Source organism: Roseateles sp. (assembly GCF_039929605.1).
Lineage (GTDB): Bacteria > Pseudomonadota > Gammaproteobacteria > Burkholderiales > Burkholderiaceae_C > Pelomonas.
In genome coordinates, this window is sequence record NZ_JBDSQX010000034.1 from 16,851 (window position 1) to 36,830 (window position 19,980).

The following is a 19,980-nucleotide window of genomic DNA, read 5'->3' on the forward strand; positions in this document are numbered from 1 at the left end:
AGGGATCGCAGCCTAAGGCCTGCGGTCAGCGACAGGCACCGGGCAGCAGCTCGGCGCCGTCGAACATCAGATCACGCTGGCCGGCCAGCAGTTGCAGGCGCAGCGGACCGGTGGCGCGTTCCGGCAAGGTCAGGGATGCGCTCAGTCGATTGGCCAGCACGCCTTGCGCCCAGGCGGCGTCTTGCGTGCCGCGAAGCCAGCGCAGCGCGTGGGTCTGGCCGTCGACCTTCACGTCGGCCTGCCAGGGCTCGCCGGCGGTCAGCGGGTAGGTCGGCAGCACGTGCACGCGCAGACAGTTGGCGTCGCTCGCCGGTGCCTCCAGCGTCAGCGTGGCGCCGGGCTGCTGCGCGACGAGCACACCGTCGCCACGGCCCAGGCCGGGCACGCGGCGCCAGCCCTCGGTGTCGGCCACGCGCAGCAGCGGCGCGATGGGCTCGACGAGGGGCAGCCGGGCGAGGTCAGCGGCGGCACAGGCCAGGTCGCCCAGCGCATCGGGCGCACGGCCGCCCAGGCCGGGAGCCGGTAGCAATGGGGCCTGCTGGCGGTAGCTCGTCCACAGGCCGTCGGCCGGTTCCTCGGCCAGGATGCCGGCCCAGCGGCCGGTGTTGTAGCGGGCGGTCAAGGCCTTGAGGCGCTGGTCGGCGCGCACGGCCTGCGCGGCGAAGGCGCGCGCACCGGCGGGGTTGCGCTCCAGCGTCGTGGCGTAGCGCTCCAGCGCGAAGAAGCGCTCGTTGGCCAGCGCCGAGGCGCGCAGCGGGTATTCGACGAGCTGGAAGAAGCCGGCGCGCTGCTCAGCGGCGATGCGCGGGCGCACGGCGTCCAGCGCGGCCAGCAGCTGGGCGAAGCGGGTCAGGCGCTCGTTGATGGCGGCGGCGGTCATGCCGCTGCGCTTCATGCGCTCGCCGGGCAGGTGGAACTGCAGATGCTCGGGGCGGCGCTCGAAGTTGAGGCGGTAGTAGCCGTCCCAGATCGAGCCGATTTCAGCGATGCCGAAGAGCCGCTGCGCCAGGTCGGCCAAGTACGCCTGCTGCCCTTGCGCGCGCACGGCGGCCGGGTTCCAGGCCAGGTCGAACCAGTGGCTGAGGTTGACCTCGTGCGGCTTGATGTCGCCCGCATTGGCCATCCACAGCCGCTGCACGCCGGCGTCGAAGGCACGGCCCATCTCCTCGGCGACGAGGGCCGGTGGCGTCGTGCTGAGCCACAGGTAGGACAGCGGCGCGCCGAGGTAGCTCAGGTGGTAGTACACGCCCGAGCCGCCCGAACGCTTCGCCTGGGCGGCATCGGGGAACTGGCGGAGGTAGCCGAAGTTGTCGTCGGGCCAGACCAGCGTCACGTCGTCCGGCAAGGCCAAGCCAGGCAGCAACGGCAACACTTCCTTGTAGGGCACGAAGACCTGGGGCAGTTGCGCCGGGTCGCCGACATGCTTGGCGAGCAGCTCGCGCTGGTCGGCAATGAGGCGATTCAGCAGCGCCTGCTTCTCGGCGACCGTGCCGCCGCCCTGCATGCCGGAGTCGTGGATGCCGCGCATGCCCAGCGTGAACAGGCTCTCGTAGCGGCCATTCGTCTTCAGCCGCTCGGTCCAGTAGTCGCGCACCTGCTCGGCATGCGTCGCGTAGTTGTACTGGTCAGCCGGCGCCTTCCATTCGGAGACGTTGTTGCGCAGCATGGGTTCGGCGTGGGACGAGCCCATGACGATGCCGTAGCGCTGCGCCAGTTCAGCATTGCGTGGGTTGGCGTTGAAGGCGCCCGAGACCTGGTGCATGGCCGGCCACAGCGTGTTGGCCTTCAGGCGCAGCAGCAGGCGGAAGACCTGCTCGTAGGTGCGCGGGCCGATGTTGCCGGCCTCGGGCTCGAAGGTGTTGGCGGCCCAGGGCTGCAGGCCCCAGTCCTCGTCGTTGATGAAGAGGCCGCGGTACTTCACGGCGGGGCCGTCGTGCACTGGCTCGCTAACGCTGACGTGCAGCGGGCCGCGCTTGAGCGGTGCGACGTCGGCCCACCAGTGCCAGGGCGACACGCCCAGCGCCTGGCTCAATGTGTAGACGCCGTAGGCCGTGCCACGGCGGTCGGCGCCGACGAGGACGAGGGCCTGCTTCACGCCGGGCGCGGGGTTGCGCAGCAGTGCAATCTGGAAGCACTCCCAGCAGCCTTTGAGCTTGCTCAGGTCCAGGCCCGCAGCATCAATGGCGGGGTGCCGGCCGGCGGTGCCGATCCAGATCTGCACCGATCCTTTCGTCGCCGTGCGCAGGCCCAGGCGCTTCAGGTCGTCGGCGAGGTCTTGTGCAACGAAAGCTTCGAGCGGGTCGGCCTCGGGCGCCGCGACGATGACGGCGCCGTCGAGTGGCAGGCTGGTGGATGTAGCCCTCACGTCGACGGTAAGCGCTGCATGCGCTGCGCCGGCCAGCACACACGCCAGCACCAACAGTCGCCGCAACCAATACCCAACACAGCCACAGAGGCACAGAGGCACAGAGAAAGCACCACTCTCTCTGTGCCTCTGTGTCTCTGTGGCTGTGTTCCTGGGCATTGGCAGGCCGAACCGTTTCACGTCAACGTGATTTGAAGGCCGAACGAAGATCCGGCGGCGGCGCGTTGCGGTCCACCGTCAGCCAGCCGTCCTTCACTTGCAGCTCCGCCACCTGGATGACTGTGCGCTGGTGCCAGCGATCGTCCGTCTTGGCCTCGGGCTCGCCGCTTTGGTGCGTGAAGTAGAAGAGGTAGGCGCGGCCGTCCACGACCTGCACGCCGGGATGCTGGCCCTTGGCGCGGTCGGTGGGGTGCTGGCCAATGCCCGCCAGCAGCCGTGTGGGCTGCTCTTCCCAGTGCTCGGCGTCGTCCGAGCGCAGCACGAGCAAGCCCTTCCACAGGTCCGCCACCAGCCACCATTTGCCAGCGAACTGGAAGACCGTGGGGCCCTCGCCGGGCAACGGGCTCACAGGCCCGCGCACGGTCCAGGTCTTCAGGTCGGCGCTGTCGGCCACCTTGAGCTTGCTGCCGCCCTGCTCGTCCTTGAACCACATGCGCCAGCCGCCCTGCGGCGCGCGGATGACGGCCGCGTCGATGACCTTGGGCGAGCCCAGGTCGACGCGGCCGGCGCATTGCCAGTGGCGCAGGTCGGTGCTGGTGAGGTGCTCGATGCGGCGCTCACCCGTCCAGCTCTTGTGCACGCCGGGCACAACGGTGAGCCACAGGTGGTAGGCGCCGTCGAAGTCCTGGATTTCGGGCGCCCACAGCGTGACGCCGGCGCACTCGGCGGGGAACTTCGCCTCGCCTGACGCGCGCCAGTGGTTGCCATCGTCCGTCGTGGCGATACCGATGGGCGTGGCGTGCACCCAGCTCACGTCCTTGGGATCGTCCAGCCGCAGCGTGGCGCGGCGGTTGGTGTAGAACATCTCCCACCGCTTCAGGCCCCGATTGAAGACGAGCGACACATCGGCGGCGCCGTCCAGCACCGGGTCGCGGTACAGAGGGCGCGGCGCCGGCTCGACGCTTGCGCAGCCAGCCAGGGCCAGCAGCAGGCTCAGCAGGACGGCGGATTTCATGGCGTCGTGATGGGCAAGTAGCGGGGCGCCTTCATCGCCGCACCGAGGTGGAAGCTGGTGTGCGGCGGCTGGTTGTAGCCGGCGTTCTGCGCGGCCACCTGCACGCGGTATTGCGGGTCATGCATCAGCGTAACGAGGCGGTGCTCGGTGGGCAGCGGCGTCGAGAAGACCAGCAGCGCGGTGCTGTCCTCGTTGCGCCAGACGACTTCCTCGCGCCAGTCGCCGAAGAGGTCGGCCGACAGCACCGGGTTGCCCTTGGTGCCGTTGTTGGAGGCGGCGCCAAACTTCTTGCCGTTCAGCAGGTTCTCGAACTTGAAGGTGGCGGGCATCCACTTGTCGATGGCGACGTGGTCCAGCGATTCACGCAGCAGGTCGCCGTCCCACCAGACGGCGAAGTTGAAGTGGTTGGGGTGCTGCTCGCTGATGAGCTTGCCGCCCGCGCTCATCAGGCCGCCGACGCTGCCCCAGCATTCGGCGCCGGGGTGGGCGGGGTCGATGTCGAAGCAGACGCCGCGGCCCACGTCGGTGTTCTTGCCGGACATGCTCCACAGCAGCTTGCCGGTGGCCGCGTCGTGCATCTCCAGGCCATGCTCGCCGTAGCAGCGCGGGCTCTCGTGGACCATGAAGATCTGCTGGCCTTCGCGCGCCGGGTCGAAGGCGCTGACGTGCAGTGCGTCGCCATGGCACAGGCCGGTGCTGTAGAGCGTCTTGCCGGTGCCGGAGACGGTGGCGGCGCCGTAGATGATGTCGTCCAGGCCGTCACCGTTGACATCGGCGACCGAGAACCAGTGCGCGCCCTGCCCCGCCACCGGCTTGCTGGCTGGGTCGCTGTCGCTATCGAATGTCCAGCGCTGGCTCAGCTTGCCGTCGCGCCAGTCCCAGGCCGCGAGCACGGCGCGGGTGTAGTAGCCACGCGCAAACACGGCGCTAGGCCGCTGGCCGTCCAGGTAGGCCACGCCGGCCGTGAAGCGGTCGACGCGGTTGCCGTAGGTGTCGCCCCAGGCGCCCACGTCGCCGCGCGGTGGGTTGTAGGCCGTGGTCGCCATTGCGGCGCCGGTCAGGCCGTTGAAGACGGTCAGGAATTCGGGGCCGGCGAGCACATAACCGGCCTCGTTGCGGTAGTCGGCCTTGGCGTCGCCGATGACCTTCCCCGCGCCGTCCACGGTGCCGTCGGCCGTCTTCATCATCACTTCGGCTTTACCGTCGCCGTCGAAGTCGTAGGCGAGGAAGCTGGTGTAGTGGGCACCGGCGCGAATGTTGCGGCCAAGGTCGATGCGCCACAGCCGCGTGCCGTCCAGGCGGTAGGCATCCAGCAGCGTGTGGCCGGTGTAGCCCTTGTGTGAGTTGTCGTGGGCATTGGTGGGTTGCCACTTCACGATGAGCTCGTACTGGCCGTCGCCGTCGAGGTCGGCCGGCGCGCCGTCATTGGCCTCATAGCGATAGGCCACGCCGTCAGGGGTCACGCCGCCTTCAGGCTTTTGCAGCGGCACGCGCAGGTAGGGTTGGCTCCACGGCGAGGTGGCGGCAGACGCAGGCAGCTCGTGGCCGGCCACGACGGCTCGCACGCTGTAGAGGCTGTCGCTGCGGCCTTGCGCGTCGACCAGGTTGGTCAGCGCCTGCGGCTCGCGGTTGACGCGCTTGTCATCGCGGTAGACGTTGAAGCGAACGTCTGCGGGCTCCGTGCCAAGCAGCCGCCAGCTGATGAAGACGCCGGACGACGTGGCCAGCGCAACGACGCCGCGGTCCAGCTTCTCGACCTGGCGCGAGTCGGCCTGGACGGTGGCGGCACCGGTGAGCAACAGCCCGTAGGCGAGACCACGCCAAAGGCGGGTGAGTGAGGTCAATGAAGTCATCGCGTCAGCTTAAAAAAAACGGCCTCACTTGAGGCCGGGCACCTGAAATCCAGGTGCAACAGGATTGGCCATGCCCGGCCAACGCCCGGAGATCAGAACTTGTAGCCCAGCGTCACGTAGTAACGGCGGCCGGACCAGGCCAGTTCGTTGGGGCGCGACAGGTCGCCCGCATAGGTCAGCTCGGCCTGGTCGGTCAGGTTCTTGGCTTCGAAGGCTACCGTGAAGTTCGTCGTGGCCTTCCACTGGATCTTGGCGTCCAGGTAGCCGGTCTTGTCGCTGAAGTTTGGGTTGCCCGACACGTCATTAGTGCCGCTGTAGTACTTGTCGCGGTAGGCGTAGGCCAGGCGGGCGTTGAAGTTGCCGTCGTCGTACCACAGGCCCACGTTGTAGGAGTTCTTCGACAGGCCCGGATACGGCAGCACCGAGTTGTCCAGCGGGCTGATGAGCTCGTTGCCCTTGGCGTAGCTGAACGTCATGCGCGTGTAGTTGGCATCGACACCGAAGTTGCCCAGCCAGCCCGGCAGGAAGGACAACGCCGTGCGGCCCGCCAGCTCCAGGCCCTGGGTGCGCGCGCCCTCGCCGTTGACGGCCTGGGTCACGTCGAAGATGCGGCCGTCGCCGTAGAAGTTGACACCACGGTTCACAACGTTCTTGCGGACATAGGTGTCGATGTCGGTGCGGAAGGTGGCCAGGCTGACCTGCGTGTCGCGGCCGGGGTAGTACTCCAGGCTCAGGTCGTACTTGGTGGCACGGTAGGGCTTGAGGCTGGGGTTGCCGGCCGTGCAGTCGTCGGTGCCATCACCGCCGGGGCGCGCGGGGCTGCCGCTGCCGGTTGTGCAGGTGATGTTGGGCGCCAGCAGGTCGATCGCCGGGCGGGCCATCACCTTGGCCCAGCCGCCGCGCACCAGCAGTTGGCCGTTGAGCAGCTGCAGCGTGCCGTTCAGGCTCGGCAGCACGTCGTTGTAGCTGTTGCTGAGCGTGACCACCTTGTTGCTTTTCACGAGGACCGTGCAGGTCGACACGGCGGCCGGGTCGCACTCGCGGTCGGCCTGCAGGCCGGTCGTGGTCAGGTCGGTGCGGGCGTAGCGCACGCCGACATTGCCGTCCAGCGGCATGCCCAGGACTTCTGTACCCCAGTCCAGACGCACGTAGCCCGCCTTGACCTTCTCAGTCACGTCGAAGGTCGCGATCTGCGGATAGGTCTTGCCATCGTTACCGGGCGTCGAGTACAGATACTTGTGGCTGAAGTCCTTGGTGTCGAAGATGCTGGACGCCACCGTGGCCGCATAGTTCGGCGCGGTCCAGTTGGCGGGCACGCCGGAAACGTCGCCATAGCCACCCAGGAAGGTGCCGGGCGACTTCGTGCGGATCGTGTTGACGATCTCCTGCATGCGCGCGCCGGTCACGTAGGACGTCTTGAAGCCGCTGTTGATGAAGGTCTGCGTGTCGTTCGGGCGCTGCGCGGTGCCGGTGTAGAGCGGGTCGAAGATGAAGGTCTGGTTGACGTTGGCCGTGCGGGCATTGACGTCCACGGCCTCGTCGGTGAGGGCCGGCAGGCCGTTGTTCTGGATCAGGTAACCGCCGCCGTTGTACTGGCGCGAGCTGGACTCACGCGCCTGGCCGCCGAACCACAGGCTCTGGAAGAAGCCGTGGTCCAGGTTGTACTGGAAGTCCAGCTTGCCCTGGCGCTCGGTGTTCTTCGTGGCCGACGGGCGGTATTGCAGCTGCGCCTGCACATAGGACGAAGCGTCGTCGGGGCTGTAGGCCGTTGGGAAGGTGAACTGCGGCAGGTGGTTGTTGTCGAGCTTGACGACCAGCCCGGGCGCGTTCTGCGTCAGCACGATGTTGTTGCTCTCGCTCTTGTAGTCCGACTTGGAGTCGCCCAGCAGACCTTCGATGCGCCACTTGTCGTTCTTGAACTTGAAGCCGGCCGTCGTGTACTTGGACTTGATGTCCAGCGCGAAATCCCGCGCCGACGTGCTGAACGCGCCCTGGCCACCCTGGCCGGCCACGTTCAGGCAGTTGCCCACGGTGAACTGGGTGACGTGGTGGTTGTCGACCACCATGCCGGCCGGCGTGGCGGCGGCCGGCGCGGCGACGCAGGTGCCTCCCGAGGGCACGGCAGTGGCCGAGTAGACCGGTGCATTGCCCGACGAATTCAGCCGCGTCACCGCCGAGAAGTCGGTGCCGTAGTTCATGTCGTTGAGCCGCTGCGCTTGCGTGTTGGCCTGGTAGCTCACGTAGCCATCCAGCTCTTTGGTGAACTGGTACTGCGCCGTCACTTCGGCGGAGCTGCGCTTGTGGTCACGGGTCCAGATGCCGTAGCGCGAGATGCGCGGCGAGTAGTCGAACCACTGGCTCCGGCAGGGCGCCTGGTCAGCGGCGGCCAAGCTGCCGCAGCCGGCCGAAGTGGTGACGGCTGCCGCGTTGGCGTTCAGGCTGGTGAGGGTCTTGTCGGCCGAGAAATCCCAGTCGCGCAGGAAGGCCCACGAGGTGTTGCGAGCGAAGTCGCCGCGCGTGTAGATCTTGTCGTAGACGAGGTTGGCCATCAGGCCGAGCTTGCCGTCCAGGAACTTGTCGGCCAGTAGCAGCGTGCCACGCGGCTGCACGCCGCCGCGCAGGCTGCCCTGCTCGGCCGCCAGCGTGCCGGCGATGGTGCGCTTGGTGAAGTCCAACGGCTTGCGCGTCTTGACGTCCACGGTGCCGCCGATGCCGCCTTCGGTCAGGTCGGCCGTCGAGCCCTTGATGACGTCGATGGAGGCGATCAGCTCCGACGCCAGCTCGCGCAGCTCGGCGCCGCGCCCGGCACCGCCATTGGTGCCCAGCACCGACATGCCGTTGATCTGGACACGGTTCAGATCAGGCTCGACGCCGCGGATGGACACCTGCGAACCTTCGCCAAACTGGCGCGACAGCTGCACGCCGGTGATGCGCGACAGCGCCTCGCCGACGTTCTTGTCGGGGAATTGGTCGATGTCTTCGGCAACGATGCTGTCCGAGACGGTGGACGCGTTGCGCTTGCGGTCGATGGCGCTCTGGATGGAGCGGCGGATGCCGGTGACGACGACCGTCTCCAACTGGTTGGCATCCGTGGCGGTGGGCTTGGCGGCAGCGACCGGCGCGGAAGCAGTGGCGGCAGGTGCAGAAGCAGCGGCGGCAGGCGCGGCGGCCTCCTGGGCTTGAGCCTGGCTGGCCAGAACGGCCGAGACGGCCAGCGCCAGTGGGGTCCAGCGCAAAACCGGCATGCCGCCGGAATTCTTCTTCAGCATTTTGTGTAACTCCAAACTATCGGCGAGATGGGTGCTTTTAACTGCGCCCTCTTACTGCCCCCCGGAGATAATTCTAGAGGCCGATATTCAAGCCGTGACCTCCATACGCCAAAGAATCACGGCCATGATTGCTTCGGCTCGCGTTAACCCTGAAACGGCGCAGCTTTCACTCAAATCCTGGAGCACCCCCACGCATTGCTGCGCTGCAGTGCCACTGCGCAGTGTGCCGTCGAGCCCTGTCGCGCGCGAATACCGCGCAGCTCACTGAGTATTCCGAATATCGAAATTCGAAATACTCCAATACCCTCGTGCACCTCGCGTGAAACTATTTCCGATCCAGCCACGCCTGCGGCACCGGCACGATGCAGATATTCATCTCGCGCCCATCGGCGGACAGCATGGCCGACTGGATCTCGATCTTCTTGCCGTCGGGGCTGAAGGTCGGGTGGATGTGGTCCCGCGCCGTCGCCTTGTGGCCGGTCGTCAGCACGATCATTTCGCGCGTCTTGCGGTCGATCAGGTAGAGGCTGCGGCCGAAGTCGTCGCCCGTGGCGAAACGGCCGTCCGCCGAACCGTGCACGTGCCACAGGCCGCTGCCCGAGGGCGTCTGGCCAGCAATGGTCATCTCGCGCGTGCGCAGGTTGACGATGGCCAGGCCCGTGGGCTTCTCGCGCGTGCCGGTGTTGCCCCAGGCATCGTCTTGGCCGGGGTTCGCACCCTCGACGGCAGTGCCCGCCGGCCGGCTCGGGTCGACGACACCAGGGATGGGACGGTGGCCCATGATGGCCATGGCCACCTCGTCCTTGCCGATGAAGGTCTCGTGCGTCACCCACTCGTAGGGCGCCTCGGGGTAGAGCGGGCGCATGCCGGTGCCGTCGCCGCGCACCGTCCACGTCCGCTGCGGCGACTTGCCGCCCGTCTCCCAGCTGAACACCAGCTCGCCCGGGTTCCAGCTGTTGCTCTGGATGTGGCCGATCTGGAAGGGCACGGAGACGACGTGCTTGATCTCGCCCGTCTTCACGTTGATCTTGCCGATGGCGTGCGGGCCAGCGCCCATGCCACGCGGGCCGAAAGGCGCCTCGATCTTGGTGCCGGCCGGCAGCCGCGCGCCGGCAAACGCCTTGCCGGTGACGCGGAAGTAGAACCACTGGCCGTCGGCGTCCAGCGCGTTGTCGCCCACCGCTTCCAGCTCCGCCGGCAGCGTGCCGATGACGCGCTGATACGTGCTCGCCGGCTTCATCGCACCGGCCTTGCTGTCGGCAAACACGCGGTCCAGGTCCACCTCGATGGCCTGCATCACCTTAGGCGCGCCGGCCGGGTCCTTGCGCAGGAAGAACAGCTTGTTGCCGCCCGACTGCGCCAGGTTGAGCATGCCGTCGTAACCGCCTTCGGTGACCTGCACGAGGTCGCCGGTCGCCTCGTTGACGGCGATGGCCTCGCCCTTCACGCGGTTGGAGCGAAACACCAGCCATTGGCCGTCGGCCGTCCACTGCGGGTGGCTCGGGTAGATCTTGGAGTCGCCGCGCGGCTGCGTCGTCAGGAAGGTCAGCGGCGTGCCGGTGATCGGGTCGGGCACGACGCGCTTCTCGGACGGGAAGCGCTGGCCGATCTGGGCCCAGGCCGAGCCGAGCGCCAGGCTGAGCAGAACGCCGATGAACAAGGTGTTTTTGGAGCGCATGGCGGTGCCTGCTGGTCGAAGTGCGGCGACTCTAGGGCTGGGCATGTCAAGGACTGTTGCTGGCCGCCAATCGCTCAAGAACTTGCGCTGTCCTGCCTGTCCGGCGGGTCGCTGCTCTCCTAGCATGCGCGCCATGATCGTCATGCCCACACGCCGCCTTGTCACAGCTTTGCTGCTCACCCTGCCACTGGCCCAGGCCCATGCGCAGGAGTTCACCGCCACGACCGACCCCGCCCGCGCGCAGATCCAACTGCCCGAGCCCGCGAAGCCAGAGCTGCCGTCGCTGATCTTCATCGGCGACTCCACCGTGCGCAACGGCCGCGACGACGGCCAGGGCAAGGGCGCCGAGGGCCAGTGGGGCTGGGGCAACCCCATCGCCGCCTACTTGGACTTGAACAAGGTCAACGTCGTCAACCGCGCCGTCGGTGGCCTGTCCAGCCGCACCTACCGCACCAGCGGCCACTGGGACCGTACCAAGCCCTTCATCAAGAAGGGCGACTGGGTCGTCATGCAGTTCGGCCACAACGACGCCAGCCCCGTCAACGACAACAGCCGCGCCCGCGGCGTGCTGCGCGGCACCGGGCCCGAGAAGCAAGACATCAACAACCTGCTGACCGGCAAGCCCGAAACGGTCACCACCTACGGCGGCTATCTGCGCGGCTACATCGCCGAGATTCGCGCGCTAGGGGCCACGCCCGTCGTCGCCTCGCCGGTGATCCGCAAGCGCTGGGAGGCGGACGGCCTCAAGGTGATGCGCGCCGGCGGCAACTTTGCAGCCTGGGCGGCCGAAGTCGCCAAGCAGGAGAACGTCGCCTTCATCGACCTCAACGAGTGGGGCGCGCTGCGCTACGAGGCGCTGGGCAAGGCGGCCGTGGAGAAGTTCTTCCCGGCCGACATGCCGCAGGAGACCGTGCACACCAACTGGCTCGGTGCGGCGGTGAACGCCCAGCTCGTCATCGCCGGCCTGATCCAGAACAAGGTGCTGCCCGACGCCGTCTACCTGAGCCGCTTCGCGCCTGATGGCAGCGACGACCGCCCGGTGGTCGACGCCCGCAAGGTCAAGGTCGAGGCCCCGCGCGACCCCAAGCTGCCCAGCCTCGTGCTGATCGGCGACAGCACCGTGCGCAGCGGCGGCCAGGGCGGCGCCTACGGCTGGGGCGAGCGGCTCGCCGCCTTCTTCGACACCCAGCGCATCAACGTCGTCAACAACGCCATCGGCGGGCGCAGCAGCCGCACCTTCTTCACAGAAGGCCGCTGGGCCTCCGTGCTCGATCAGCTAAAAGCCGGCGACACGCTGCTGATCCAGTTCGGCCACAACGACGGCGCCCGCATCGGCGACCCGGCCGGCAAGAACCGCGGCTCGGTGCCCGGCATCGGCCCCGAGGCCGTGGAAGACACCCGGCCCGACGGCACGAAGGAGATGGTGCAGAGCTTTGGCTGGTATCTGGCGCGCTACATCAACGATGCCAAGGCCAAGGGCGCCAACGTCGTTGTGCTCTCCCCCATCCCGCACAAGGACCGCTGGAAGTCGGAGCAACCACGCGATTTCGAGAACTACGCCGCCTGGGGCGAACAGGTCGCACGCGCCAACGGCGCCCAGTTCATTGACCTGACGATGCTCGTGACCGAGGCCTATCGCGCTGCTGGCACCGAGCGCGTCGACAGCTTCTTCGCAGACGCCCGCACGCACACGAATGACGCCGGTGCGGTCTTCAACGCCACCCAGCTCGTCGAGGGCCTGAAGCGCCTGCCCGGAAAGCCGTTGCAAGGCGCGCTTGCAAAGCCCTGAAAACCTCGCTTAGAATAGCGGGCTCAGGCGCTTTAGCTCAGTTGGTTAGAGCGATGGAATCATAATCCACAGGTCCGGGGTTCGAGTCCCTGAAGCGCCACCAAAATCCGGAACGGCCCGAGCATCCCTCGGGCCGTTTTCATTTCCGCAGCCGGTCGGCAAGATGGCTGCTTTCGCAGCCACTGGACATGCCATGTACCGCTGTGTTCTCGCCTTGACGCTCGCCGTCACCTGCCTGGCCGCCCAGGCCCAGACGCACCGCTTCTTCACGCCCCAAACCCTGCGCGGGGAGCTCGTCGTCACCCAGCACCCCGACGTGCTGCTGAACGGCCGGGCCGCGCGCCTCGCGCCGGGCAGCCGCATCAAGGGCGACACAAACCTGCTTGTGCAACCCGGCGCCATCACCGGCCAAAAGCTCATCGTGCACTACACGGTCGAGAACAGCGGGCTGATCATGGATGTCTGGGTGCTGAACCCTGCCGAGCTCGCCAACAAGCCCTGGCCAACGACGCGTGCCGAAGCCGCGACCTGGCAGTTCAACGGCGGCAACCAGACCTGGAGCAAGCCATGAGTGATGTGATCTCCAAGAAGGTCTACATCAAGACCTTCGGCTGCCAGATGAACGAGTACGACTCCGGCAAGATGGCCGACGTGCTCGGCGCCGCCCAAGGCTACGAGCCGACCACGGACGTCGAGCAGGCCGACCTCATCTTGTTCAACACCTGCTCGGTGCGCGAGAAGGCGCAGGAGAAGGTCTTCAGCGACCTTGGCCGCGTGAAGCACCTGAAGGCCAAGGGCGTCATGATCGGCGTGGGCGGCTGCGTAGCTTCTCAAGAAGGCGCGGCCATCATCGAGCGCGCGCCCTACGTGGACATCGTCTTCGGCCCGCAGACGCTGCACCGCCTGCCCGCCATGCTGGACGCCCGTCGCGAGACGCGCCGCCCGCAGGTGGACATCTCCTTCCCCGAGATCGAGAAGTTCGACCACCTGCCGCCGGCCAAGGTCGACGGCGCGTCGGCCTTCGTGTCGATCATGGAAGGCTGCTCCAAGTACTGCTCGTACTGCGTCGTGCCGTACACGCGCGGTGAAGAGGTCTCGCGCCCGTTCGACGACGTGCTGACCGAGATCGCCGGCCTGGCCGACCAAGGCGTCATGGAGATCAACCTGCTCGGCCAGAACGTCAATGCCTACCGAGGCAAGATGGGCGACACCTCAGAGTTCGCCGACCTGGCCCTGCTGCTGGAATACGCCGCCGAGATCCCCGGCATCCGCCGCCTGCGCTTCACCACCAGCCACCCCAACGAGTTCAGCCCGCGCCTGATCGAGGCCTACGGCAAGATCCCTCAGCTCGTGAACCACCTGCACCTGCCCGTGCAGCACGGCAGCGACCGCATCCTGATGGCGATGAAGCGCGGCTACACGGCGCTGGAGTTCAAGAGCACCGTGCGCAAGCTGCGCGCCCTCCGCCCGGACCTGCGGCTGGCCAGCGACTTCATCGTCGGCTTCCCCGGCGAGACCGAGGAAGACCATGCCAAGTTGATGAAGCTCGTCCACGACGTCGGCTTCGACGCCTCGTTCAGCTTCATCTTCAGCCCCCGCCCCGGCACGCCGGCCGCAGCGCTGGAGGACACGACGCCCTACGAGGTCAAGGTCAAGCGCCTGCAGGAGCTGCAGGCCGCCATCGAAGCGCACGCGCTGACGATTTCGCAAGGCATGGTCGGCAAGGTCGAGAAGGTGCTCGTCACCGGCACCGCCCGCAAGGACGCCACCGAGCTGATGGGCCGCACCGAGTGCAACCGCATCGTCAACTTTCCTGGCTCACCGCGGTTGATGAACCAGCTCGTCGACGTGCGCATCACGACCGCCTTCGCGCACTCGCTGCGCGCCGAGGTCGTCACGACCGAGGATGTGCTCAGCGCTTGAAGCTGAGCAAATACCACTGCGGCAGGGCCACGCCAAGCACCAGCAAGGCGTAGCCGGCCATCTTCCCGTCGCGGCCCAGCACCGTCAAAGCCACGATGGCCGCGACGCTGCCACCCGCCGCGCCCCAGGCCCATAACTTCCGCCAGCTCACAGACTTCGCCTGGCGCCGCCACAGCCCCTTGATCGCCGCCGCCAGCAGCGCCGCCAGCCCCCAGGCCGGGGCGAACAGGTTGGCGATGTGCCAAAAGGCGTCGAGAGGGCTCATTCGGGCTTGACCGTTGTCAGTCGCATAAAAGCGCCGAATCCTAAGTCCTAGATTCGGCCGTAGTTCGCGCCCGCCGGTCGGTCGCTTCGAGCCGCTGCCAGCGTTGCTTCTCCTCGCGGGCAGCGAGCCCGCATCGTCGTCGCGCCTTGACAGCGGCCCGCCTCGCCCGCCCTTCGGTCACGCCCCACAGCCGAATCTAGGACAATTCAACCCATGTCGGTCTTTGCTCTCGGCCTGAACCACAACACCGCCCCGCTCGATCTGCGCGGGCGGTTTGCGTTCACGCTTGAGCAACTCGCGCCGTCGCTGGCCGGCCTGCGCCAGAAGCTGCCCGGCGCGCCCGAGGCCGCCATCCTGTCGACCTGCAACCGCACCGAGGTCTACGTCGCGGCACCGTCTGCCCAGGTGCAGCCCGCCATCGCCTGGCTGGCGCAGACCGGTGGCGTGGAGGCCGGCGCACTGCGTGAGCACGCCTATGTGATGCAGGGCAGCGCCGCCGCCCGCCACGCCTTCCGCGTCGCCAGTGGGCTCGATTCAATGGTGCTGGGCGAGCCGCAGATCCTCGGCCAGATGAAGCAGGCCGTGAAGGAGGCCGAGGCCGCCGGCGCCCTGGGCACGACGCTGCACCAGCTCTTCCAGCGCAGCTTCTCGGTGGCCAAGGAAGTGCGCAGCTCCACCGAGATCGGCGCCCACTCCATCAGCATGGCCGCTGCCGCCGTGCGCCTCGCCGGTCAGCTGTTCGAGGACCTGGCCAAGACGCGCGTGCTCTTCGTCGGTGCTGGCGAGATGATCGAGCTGACCGCGACTCACTTCGCGGCCAAGACGCCGCGCCACATGGCCGTGGCCAACCGCACGCTGGAGCGCGGCGAGAAGCTGGCCATCCGCTTTGGCGCCGAGGCCGTGCGCCTGAGCGACCTGCCCGACCGCCTGCACGAGTTCGACATCGTCGTGTCGTGCACCGCGTCCAGCCTGCCGTTGATCGGCCTGGGCGCCGTCGAGCGCGCGCTCAAGAAACGCAAGCACCGCCCGATGTTCATGGTCGACTTGGCCGTGCCGCGCGACATCGAGCCCGAGGTCGCCCAGCTGGACGACGTCTATCTCTACACCGTCGACGAGCTCGCCGTGCAGGTGCAGACGGCCGGCGAGAAGCGCCAGGCCGCCGTCGAGCAGGCGGAGGCCATCGTCGAGACCGGCGTGCAGAGCTTCATGCACTGGCTGGACCAGCGCCACACGGTGCCGCTGATCCAGGCGCTGCATGCGCAGACCGACGACTGGCGCGCAGTAGAAATAGCCCGCGCCCGCAAGCTGCTGGCCAAGGGTGCGGACGTGGACGAGGTGCTGGACGCGCTGTCCAAAGGCATCACACAGAAGCTGCTGCACGGCACGCTGGCCGAGCTGAATTCCAGCGACGGCGAGCAGCGGCTGCAGCTGGCGCAGACGGTGTCGCGCCTGTTCCTGCGCGGCAAGCAGTCTTAGCGGCGCTCACCACCGCCGCCCGGCGCAGCCTGCGCCGCCACCGACTGCCTTCTCGCTCCTCCGCCCATGAAAGACTCCCTGCGCCAGCAGTTCGACCGCCTCGGCTTCCGCCTCGCCGAGCTTGACGCCCTCCTCGCCGACGGCAGCATTGCCTCGGACATGAAGCGCTACCGCGCGCTGACCAAGGAGCAGTCCGAGGTGGCCGGCCTCGTCGAGCAATACCGGCGTTACCAGGGCCACGAGGCCGACCTGGCTGCCGCGCGCGACATGCTGGCGGACCCCGAGATGGCCGAGATGGCCCGCGAGGAAATCGCGAACGCCGAGTCCGCACTGACCGCGTTGGACGCGGAGTTGCAGCTCGCACTGATCCCGAAGGACCCGGACGACGAGCGCAACGCCTTCCTCGAAATCCGTGCGGGCGCGGGCGGCGACGAGTCCGCCCTGTTTGCAGGAGACCTGGCGCGCATGTACCTGCGCTTTGCCGAAGGCCAGGGCTGGCGCACGGAGATCCTGTCCGAGAACGTGTCGGACCTCGGCGGCTACAAGGAACTGGTGGTGCGCGTCGAGGGCGAGGGCGTCTACGGTCGCTTGAAGTTCGAGAGCGGGGGCCACCGCGTGCAGCGCGTGCCGGCGACCGAAGCCCAGGGGCGCATTCACACCAGCGCCTGCACGATCGCCGTCATGCCCGAACCCGACGAGACCGAGGCCATCACGCTGAACCCGGCCGACCTGCGCATCGACACCTTCCGCGCCAGTGGCGCCGGCGGCCAGCACATCAACAAAACCGACTCTGCGGTGCGCGTCGTCCACCTGCCGACCGGCATCGTCGCTGAATGCCAGGACGGCCGCAGCCAGCACAGCAACAAGGCCAAGGCGCTGCAGGTTCTGCAGGCACGAATCCAGGAGAAGGCCCGCATCGAGCGCGACGCCAAAGAGGCGGCCACGCGCAAGGGCCTGATCGGCACCGGCGACCGCAGCGACCGCATCCGCACCTACAACTTCCCGCAAGGCCGGCTCACCGACCACCGCATCAACCTGACGCTCTACAAGCTCGGCCAGATCATGGACGGCGACCTCAGCGACGTGATCCAGGGCCTGCTGGCCGCGCAGGCGGCGGAGCAGCTTGCGCAGCTGGAAGAAGGCCGCGCGTGACCGTTGATGAGGCACTGGCTCTGGCTCGCCAGCTCGGCGTCGAGCGCGGCGATGCGCTAGTCCTGATCGGCCACCTGACCGACCAGGGCCGCGCCTGGCTCATTACCCACGGCGATGCGCCCGCACCCGGCGCCGAGGCCGCGCTGCGTCGTCTGGCCGATGGTGAACCGCTCGCCCACCTGACCGGCTGGCAGCCCTTCCACGGCCTGATGCTGCAGGTCACGCCGGCCACGCTGATTCCCCGGCCCGATACCGAAACGCTGGTCGACTGGGCGCTGGAACTGCTCGCGGAGCTACCTGGCCAACCCAGCGTCGTCGACTTGGGCACCGGCAGCGGCGCCATCGCGCTGGCAATCAAGGCGGCCTGCCCACGCGCCCAACTCACCGCCGTCGACTTCAGCGCGGACGCGCTGGCCGTCGCCCGCGCCAATGGCGAACGCCTCGGCCTGCCGGTCGACTGGCGCCACGGCAACTGGTTCGAGCCGCTGGCCGGTCAGCGCTTCGACCTCATCGTCAGCAACCCGCCCTACATCGCCGGCGACGACCCGCATCTGCCCGAGCTGAGCCACGAGCCGATCACGGCACTGACGCCCGGCGGCGACGGCCTGGCCGACCTGCGCAGCCTCATTGACGCGGCGCCGCAACATCTGTCGCCCGGCGGCTGGCTGTTGCTGGAGCACGGCTGGGATCAGGCCGATGCGGTGGCGCAACACCTGGCCGCCCGCAACTTTGATGAGTCCTGCCTCAGACACGACCTCGCCGGCCGGGCTCGCGCCAGTGGCGGCCGCTGGCGCAGCCAAGCCTGACTTGCCGTTCGGCGAACACCCACCGCGTTTGCGTGATGTTTTGCCGTCAGTTCTTCGTGCGGCGGATGCAAGCGCGGGCGTAGTATCGAATCCCGGTGCCTCCCGCTGCACCGTGCAGGAGTCGATCATGGCCCGCTTCGCAAGCGCTGCAGTTCTGAGCCTCTCTGCCCTCTTCACGCTGTCGGCCTGGGCCGATGTCGAAGCCCAGCCGCGCTGGCAGGCCCGAGTGCAGCTCAGCAGCGCCGATGGCGGCGCCGACGTCCTGCCTCACCTCGGCGGCTCGCGCATCCTCAGCGCCAACCTGCTCGGCGACTACTACCTCACCAGCTCCGGCTTCGCAAGCCTGCACGGCGGCCTGCGCGCCACCGGCGGCCTGCTGCTGGGGCCCTTGTCGATGTCGCAAAGCAGCGGCGGCCTGGCCCTCGGCAGCGGCCCCGTGTCGGCCGGCCGGCGCAGCCTCGTGGTCAGCGGGCTTGACGCCTATTCGCTCGAACCCAGCGCCAACCTTTCCTACGTCGGCGTCGGCTACACCGGCCGCCTGAAGAGCAGCGGTTTCGCCTTCAGCGCCGATCTCGGCCTGATGTCGGGCAGTGTGGGCAGCATGCGCCTGGGCCGCAGCAGCGCCCAAGGTTTCGAGGACGCGATGCGCGATCTGCGCTTCAAGCCCCTGCTGCAATTGGGTCTGGCTTACAGCTATTGAAGTGCGGGCCGGGTAGCTCCCGGATAATTGCCGTTTTGCCTTTTCCGAGAACTGCAATGAGCGACGTTCAACAACGCATTGACGACCTGGTCAAGTCCAACCGTGTCGTGCTCTTCATGAAGGGCACGGCCCAGTTTCCGATGTGCGGCTTCTCCGGCCGCGCCATCCAGATCCTGAAGGCCTCCGGCGTCAGCGACCTGAAGACCTTCAACGTCCTCGAAGACGAAGAAGTGCGTCAGGGCATCAAGGACTACGCCAACTGGCCCACCATCCCACAGCTCTACGTCAACGGCGAATTCGTCGGTGGTTCTGACATCATGATGGAGATGTACGAGTCGGGTGAACTGCAGCAGGCCCTGACCGCCGCCTGATGGCTCAGCGGCTCGTCGTCGGGCTGACGGGCGCAACGGGTGCGGCGTACGCGCTGCGGCTGCTGCGCCGCTCGCGCGAGCTGGGCGTCGAGACCCACCTCATCGCCACGCCCGCCGGCATCCTCAACGCCCACCACGAACTGGGCCTGGACCGCTCCAAGCTGGAGGCCGAGGCGACCCACGCCTACGCCCCCGGCGATATCGGCGCCTGCATCGCCAGCGGCAGCTTCTCCACCGCCGCGATGGTCGTCGCGCCCTGCTCGATGAAGTCGCTCGCGGCAATCGCCCACGGCCTGGGCGACAACCTGCTGACCCGCGCCGCCGACGTGACACTCAAGGAGCGTCGTCGCCTCATCCTGATGGTGCGCGAGACACCGTTCAACCTCGCCCACCTGCGCAACATGGTCGCTGTGACCGAGATGGGCGGCATCTGCTTCCCGCCGTTGCCGGCCTTCTATCACCATCCCAAGACCATTGACGAGATGGTGGCCGAGACGGTGGAGCGCGTGCTGGAACTGGCCGGCGTGGCCCAGGCTCAGCCCAAGGTCTGGACAGGCCTGTAGCCCTCGTCAACAGCGATGAGGGCGGTGAACCCCGCCTTGCTGCGTGCTTCGACCGGGCACAAGCCACTGCAAGATGCCGCACCAACTCTGCAGGTGCGCGATGTTTTCCGGTCTCAGTGGCTCTTTGCTCAGCTATCTGTCCACGCAGGGCCAGGGCAGCGCGTCGACAAAGGCCGGCACAACCGACCAGGCCGCAGCTTCGGGCAGCAAGGCGGGGGCGCCCGCCATATCGCTGGCAGCGCTGCAGCGCGCGGCGGGCGCCAACAAGGCGGCAACAGCCGCCCAGGCGCTTGAGACTGGCCAGAAAACCCTGTCTACCGACCTGCGCGGGGCCATGGACGAGGCCGGCGTCAAGCTGACGGGCCCCATCGAGTTCACCATCAAGAGCGATGGCAGCGTCGACATCAAGGGCAGCGACGCCGACAAGGCGGCCACCAAGGCCTTCCTGAACGCCGACACCAGTCGGCCCAGCTTCGCGACCCGCATCGCCAGCCAGGCCCGCGAGGCGCTGAAGCTCTCGGCCACGATCCAGCAGAGCGCCGCCATCTCGCAGGCCGCCGCCAGCGCCAAGAGCGCTGGCGGCGTCATGTCGCTCT

16 protein-coding genes and 1 tRNA gene are annotated in these 19,980 nt (G+C 67.8%); 11 read left to right on the forward strand and 6 right to left on the reverse strand.

The window, feature by feature from the left end; all coding sequences use genetic code 11:
- Positions 1-25 precede the first annotated feature (25 nt).
- The 5 genes from ABIS05_RS05345 to ABIS05_RS05365 all read right to left on the reverse strand — a co-directional run bounded on the left by ABIS05_RS05345 (position 26) and on the right by ABIS05_RS05365 (position 10,339).
- The gene (locus ABIS05_RS05345; RefSeq protein WP_348063218.1) at positions 26-2,365 is read right to left on the reverse strand and encodes a glycosyl hydrolase 115 family protein; all 2,340 of its coding nucleotides are present in this window, start codon (positions 2,363-2,365) and stop codon (positions 26-28) included.
- A 181-nt stretch (positions 2,366-2,546) separates the two neighbouring features.
- Positions 2,547-3,539 carry a hypothetical protein gene (locus ABIS05_RS05350; protein ID WP_348009399.1) on the reverse strand — a complete coding sequence of 331 codons (993 nt, stop codon included), beginning with the start codon at positions 3,537-3,539 and terminating at the stop codon, positions 2,547-2,549.
- A complete protein-coding gene (locus tag ABIS05_RS05355) occupies positions 3,536-5,392 on the reverse strand; it encodes a rhamnogalacturonan lyase (protein WP_348009400.1) in 1,857 nt (618 codons plus the stop codon). Before ABIS05_RS05355 ends, ABIS05_RS05350 begins: the two co-directional genes overlap by 4 nt.
- 92 nt (positions 5,393-5,484) lie before the next feature.
- Positions 5,485-8,661, reverse strand: a complete 3,177-nt coding sequence (locus ABIS05_RS05360) for a TonB-dependent receptor (protein ID WP_348009401.1) — start codon at positions 8,659-8,661, stop codon at positions 5,485-5,487.
- 325 nt (positions 8,662-8,986) lie between these two features.
- Positions 8,987-10,339 (reverse strand): hypothetical protein, encoded by a 1,353-nt coding sequence (locus ABIS05_RS05365; protein ID WP_348009402.1) that lies wholly within the window; start codon positions 10,337-10,339, stop codon positions 8,987-8,989.
- Between the two features lie 133 nt (positions 10,340-10,472).
- On the opposite strand from ABIS05_RS05365, the gene ABIS05_RS05370 reads away from it, so the two are divergent.
- The 4 genes from ABIS05_RS05370 to miaB all read left to right on the forward strand — a co-directional run bounded on the left by ABIS05_RS05370 (position 10,473) and on the right by miaB (position 14,051).
- On the forward strand, positions 10,473-12,128 hold the full coding sequence (locus ABIS05_RS05370) for a GDSL-type esterase/lipase family protein (protein ID WP_348009403.1): 1,656 nt from the start codon (positions 10,473-10,475) through the stop codon (positions 12,126-12,128).
- Positions 12,129-12,154: 26 nt separating this feature from the next.
- Positions 12,155-12,231 (forward strand) — tRNA-Met (locus ABIS05_RS05375).
- Between the two features lie 90 nt (positions 12,232-12,321).
- Positions 12,322-12,699 (forward strand): hypothetical protein, encoded by a 378-nt coding sequence (locus ABIS05_RS05380; RefSeq protein ID WP_348009404.1) that lies wholly within the window; start codon positions 12,322-12,324, stop codon positions 12,697-12,699.
- A gap of 8 nt (positions 12,700-12,707) precedes the next feature.
- Positions 12,708-14,051: a tRNA (N6-isopentenyl adenosine(37)-C2)-methylthiotransferase MiaB gene (gene miaB, locus ABIS05_RS05385; protein WP_348009413.1), complete on the forward strand. Its 1,344-nt coding sequence runs from the start codon at positions 12,708-12,710 to the stop codon at positions 14,049-14,051.
- Here miaB and ABIS05_RS05390 read toward each other — a convergent pair.
- Positions 14,041-14,316: a hypothetical protein gene (locus ABIS05_RS05390; RefSeq protein WP_348009405.1), complete on the reverse strand. Its 276-nt coding sequence runs from the start codon at positions 14,314-14,316 to the stop codon at positions 14,041-14,043. The two genes, miaB and ABIS05_RS05390, sit on opposite strands and share 11 nt — an antisense overlap.
- Positions 14,317-14,529: 213 nt before the next feature.
- On the opposite strand from ABIS05_RS05390, the gene hemA reads away from it, so the two are divergent.
- The 7 genes from hemA to ABIS05_RS05425 all read left to right on the forward strand — a co-directional run.
- Positions 14,530-15,792 carry a glutamyl-tRNA reductase gene (gene hemA, locus ABIS05_RS05395; protein ID WP_348009406.1) on the forward strand — a complete coding sequence of 421 codons (1,263 nt, stop codon included), beginning with the start codon at positions 14,530-14,532 and terminating at the stop codon, positions 15,790-15,792.
- Positions 15,793-15,858: 66 nt separating this feature from the next.
- The gene (prfA, locus tag ABIS05_RS05400) at positions 15,859-16,944 is read left to right on the forward strand and encodes a peptide chain release factor 1 (RefSeq protein ID WP_348009407.1); all 1,086 of its coding nucleotides are present in this window, start codon (positions 15,859-15,861) and stop codon (positions 16,942-16,944) included.
- Positions 16,941-17,750 (forward strand): peptide chain release factor N(5)-glutamine methyltransferase, encoded by an 810-nt coding sequence (prmC, locus tag ABIS05_RS05405; protein ID WP_348009408.1) that lies wholly within the window; start codon positions 16,941-16,943, stop codon positions 17,748-17,750. The genes prfA and prmC overlap by 4 nt, the downstream gene beginning before the upstream one ends.
- A 127-nt stretch (positions 17,751-17,877) precedes the next feature.
- Entirely contained in the window at positions 17,878-18,450 is a 573-nt protein-coding gene (locus ABIS05_RS05410; protein WP_348009409.1) for a hypothetical protein, read from the forward strand.
- Positions 18,451-18,506: 56 nt separating this feature from the next.
- The gene (grxD, locus tag ABIS05_RS05415; protein WP_348009410.1) at positions 18,507-18,821 is read left to right on the forward strand and encodes a Grx4 family monothiol glutaredoxin; all 315 of its coding nucleotides are present in this window, start codon (positions 18,507-18,509) and stop codon (positions 18,819-18,821) included.
- Positions 18,821-19,384, forward strand: coding sequence for a UbiX family flavin prenyltransferase (locus tag ABIS05_RS05420; RefSeq protein WP_348009411.1), 564 nt, complete (start codon positions 18,821-18,823; stop codon positions 19,382-19,384). Before grxD ends, ABIS05_RS05420 begins: the two co-directional genes overlap by 1 nt.
- A 100-nt stretch (positions 19,385-19,484) precedes the next feature.
- On the forward strand, positions 19,485-19,980 hold a 496-nt coding region (locus ABIS05_RS05425), incomplete at its 3' end, for a hypothetical protein (RefSeq protein WP_348009412.1).

Bases quoted from the DNA above. Each gene is read 5' to 3' on its own strand.
- ABIS05_RS05420 (WP_348009411.1), top strand. From the start codon at position 18,821: ATGGCTCAGCGGCTCGTCGTCGGGCTGACGGGCGCAACGGGTGCGGCG.
- ABIS05_RS05365 (WP_348009402.1), bottom strand. From the start codon at position 10,339: ATGCGCTCCAAAAACACCTTGTTCATCGGCGTTCTGCTCAGCCTGGCG.
- grxD (WP_348009410.1), top strand. From the start codon at position 18,507: ATGAGCGACGTTCAACAACGCATTGACGACCTGGTCAAGTCCAACCGT.
- ABIS05_RS05380 (WP_348009404.1), top strand. From the start codon at position 12,322: ATGTACCGCTGTGTTCTCGCCTTGACGCTCGCCGTCACCTGCCTGGCC.
- hemA (WP_348009406.1), top strand. From the start codon at position 14,530: ATGTCGGTCTTTGCTCTCGGCCTGAACCACAACACCGCCCCGCTCGAT.
- ABIS05_RS05370 (WP_348009403.1), top strand. From the start codon at position 10,473: ATGATCGTCATGCCCACACGCCGCCTTGTCACAGCTTTGCTGCTCACC.
- ABIS05_RS05350 (WP_348009399.1), bottom strand. From the start codon at position 3,539: ATGAAATCCGCCGTCCTGCTGAGCCTGCTGCTGGCCCTGGCTGGCTGC.
- prfA (WP_348009407.1), top strand. From the start codon at position 15,859: ATGAAAGACTCCCTGCGCCAGCAGTTCGACCGCCTCGGCTTCCGCCTC.
- ABIS05_RS05410 (WP_348009409.1), top strand. From the start codon at position 17,878: ATGGCCCGCTTCGCAAGCGCTGCAGTTCTGAGCCTCTCTGCCCTCTTC.
- ABIS05_RS05355 (WP_348009400.1), bottom strand. From the start codon at position 5,392: ATGACTTCATTGACCTCACTCACCCGCCTTTGGCGTGGTCTCGCCTAC.
- ABIS05_RS05360 (WP_348009401.1), bottom strand. From the start codon at position 8,661: ATGCTGAAGAAGAATTCCGGCGGCATGCCGGTTTTGCGCTGGACCCCA.
- ABIS05_RS05390 (WP_348009405.1), bottom strand. From the start codon at position 14,316: ATGAGCCCTCTCGACGCCTTTTGGCACATCGCCAACCTGTTCGCCCCG.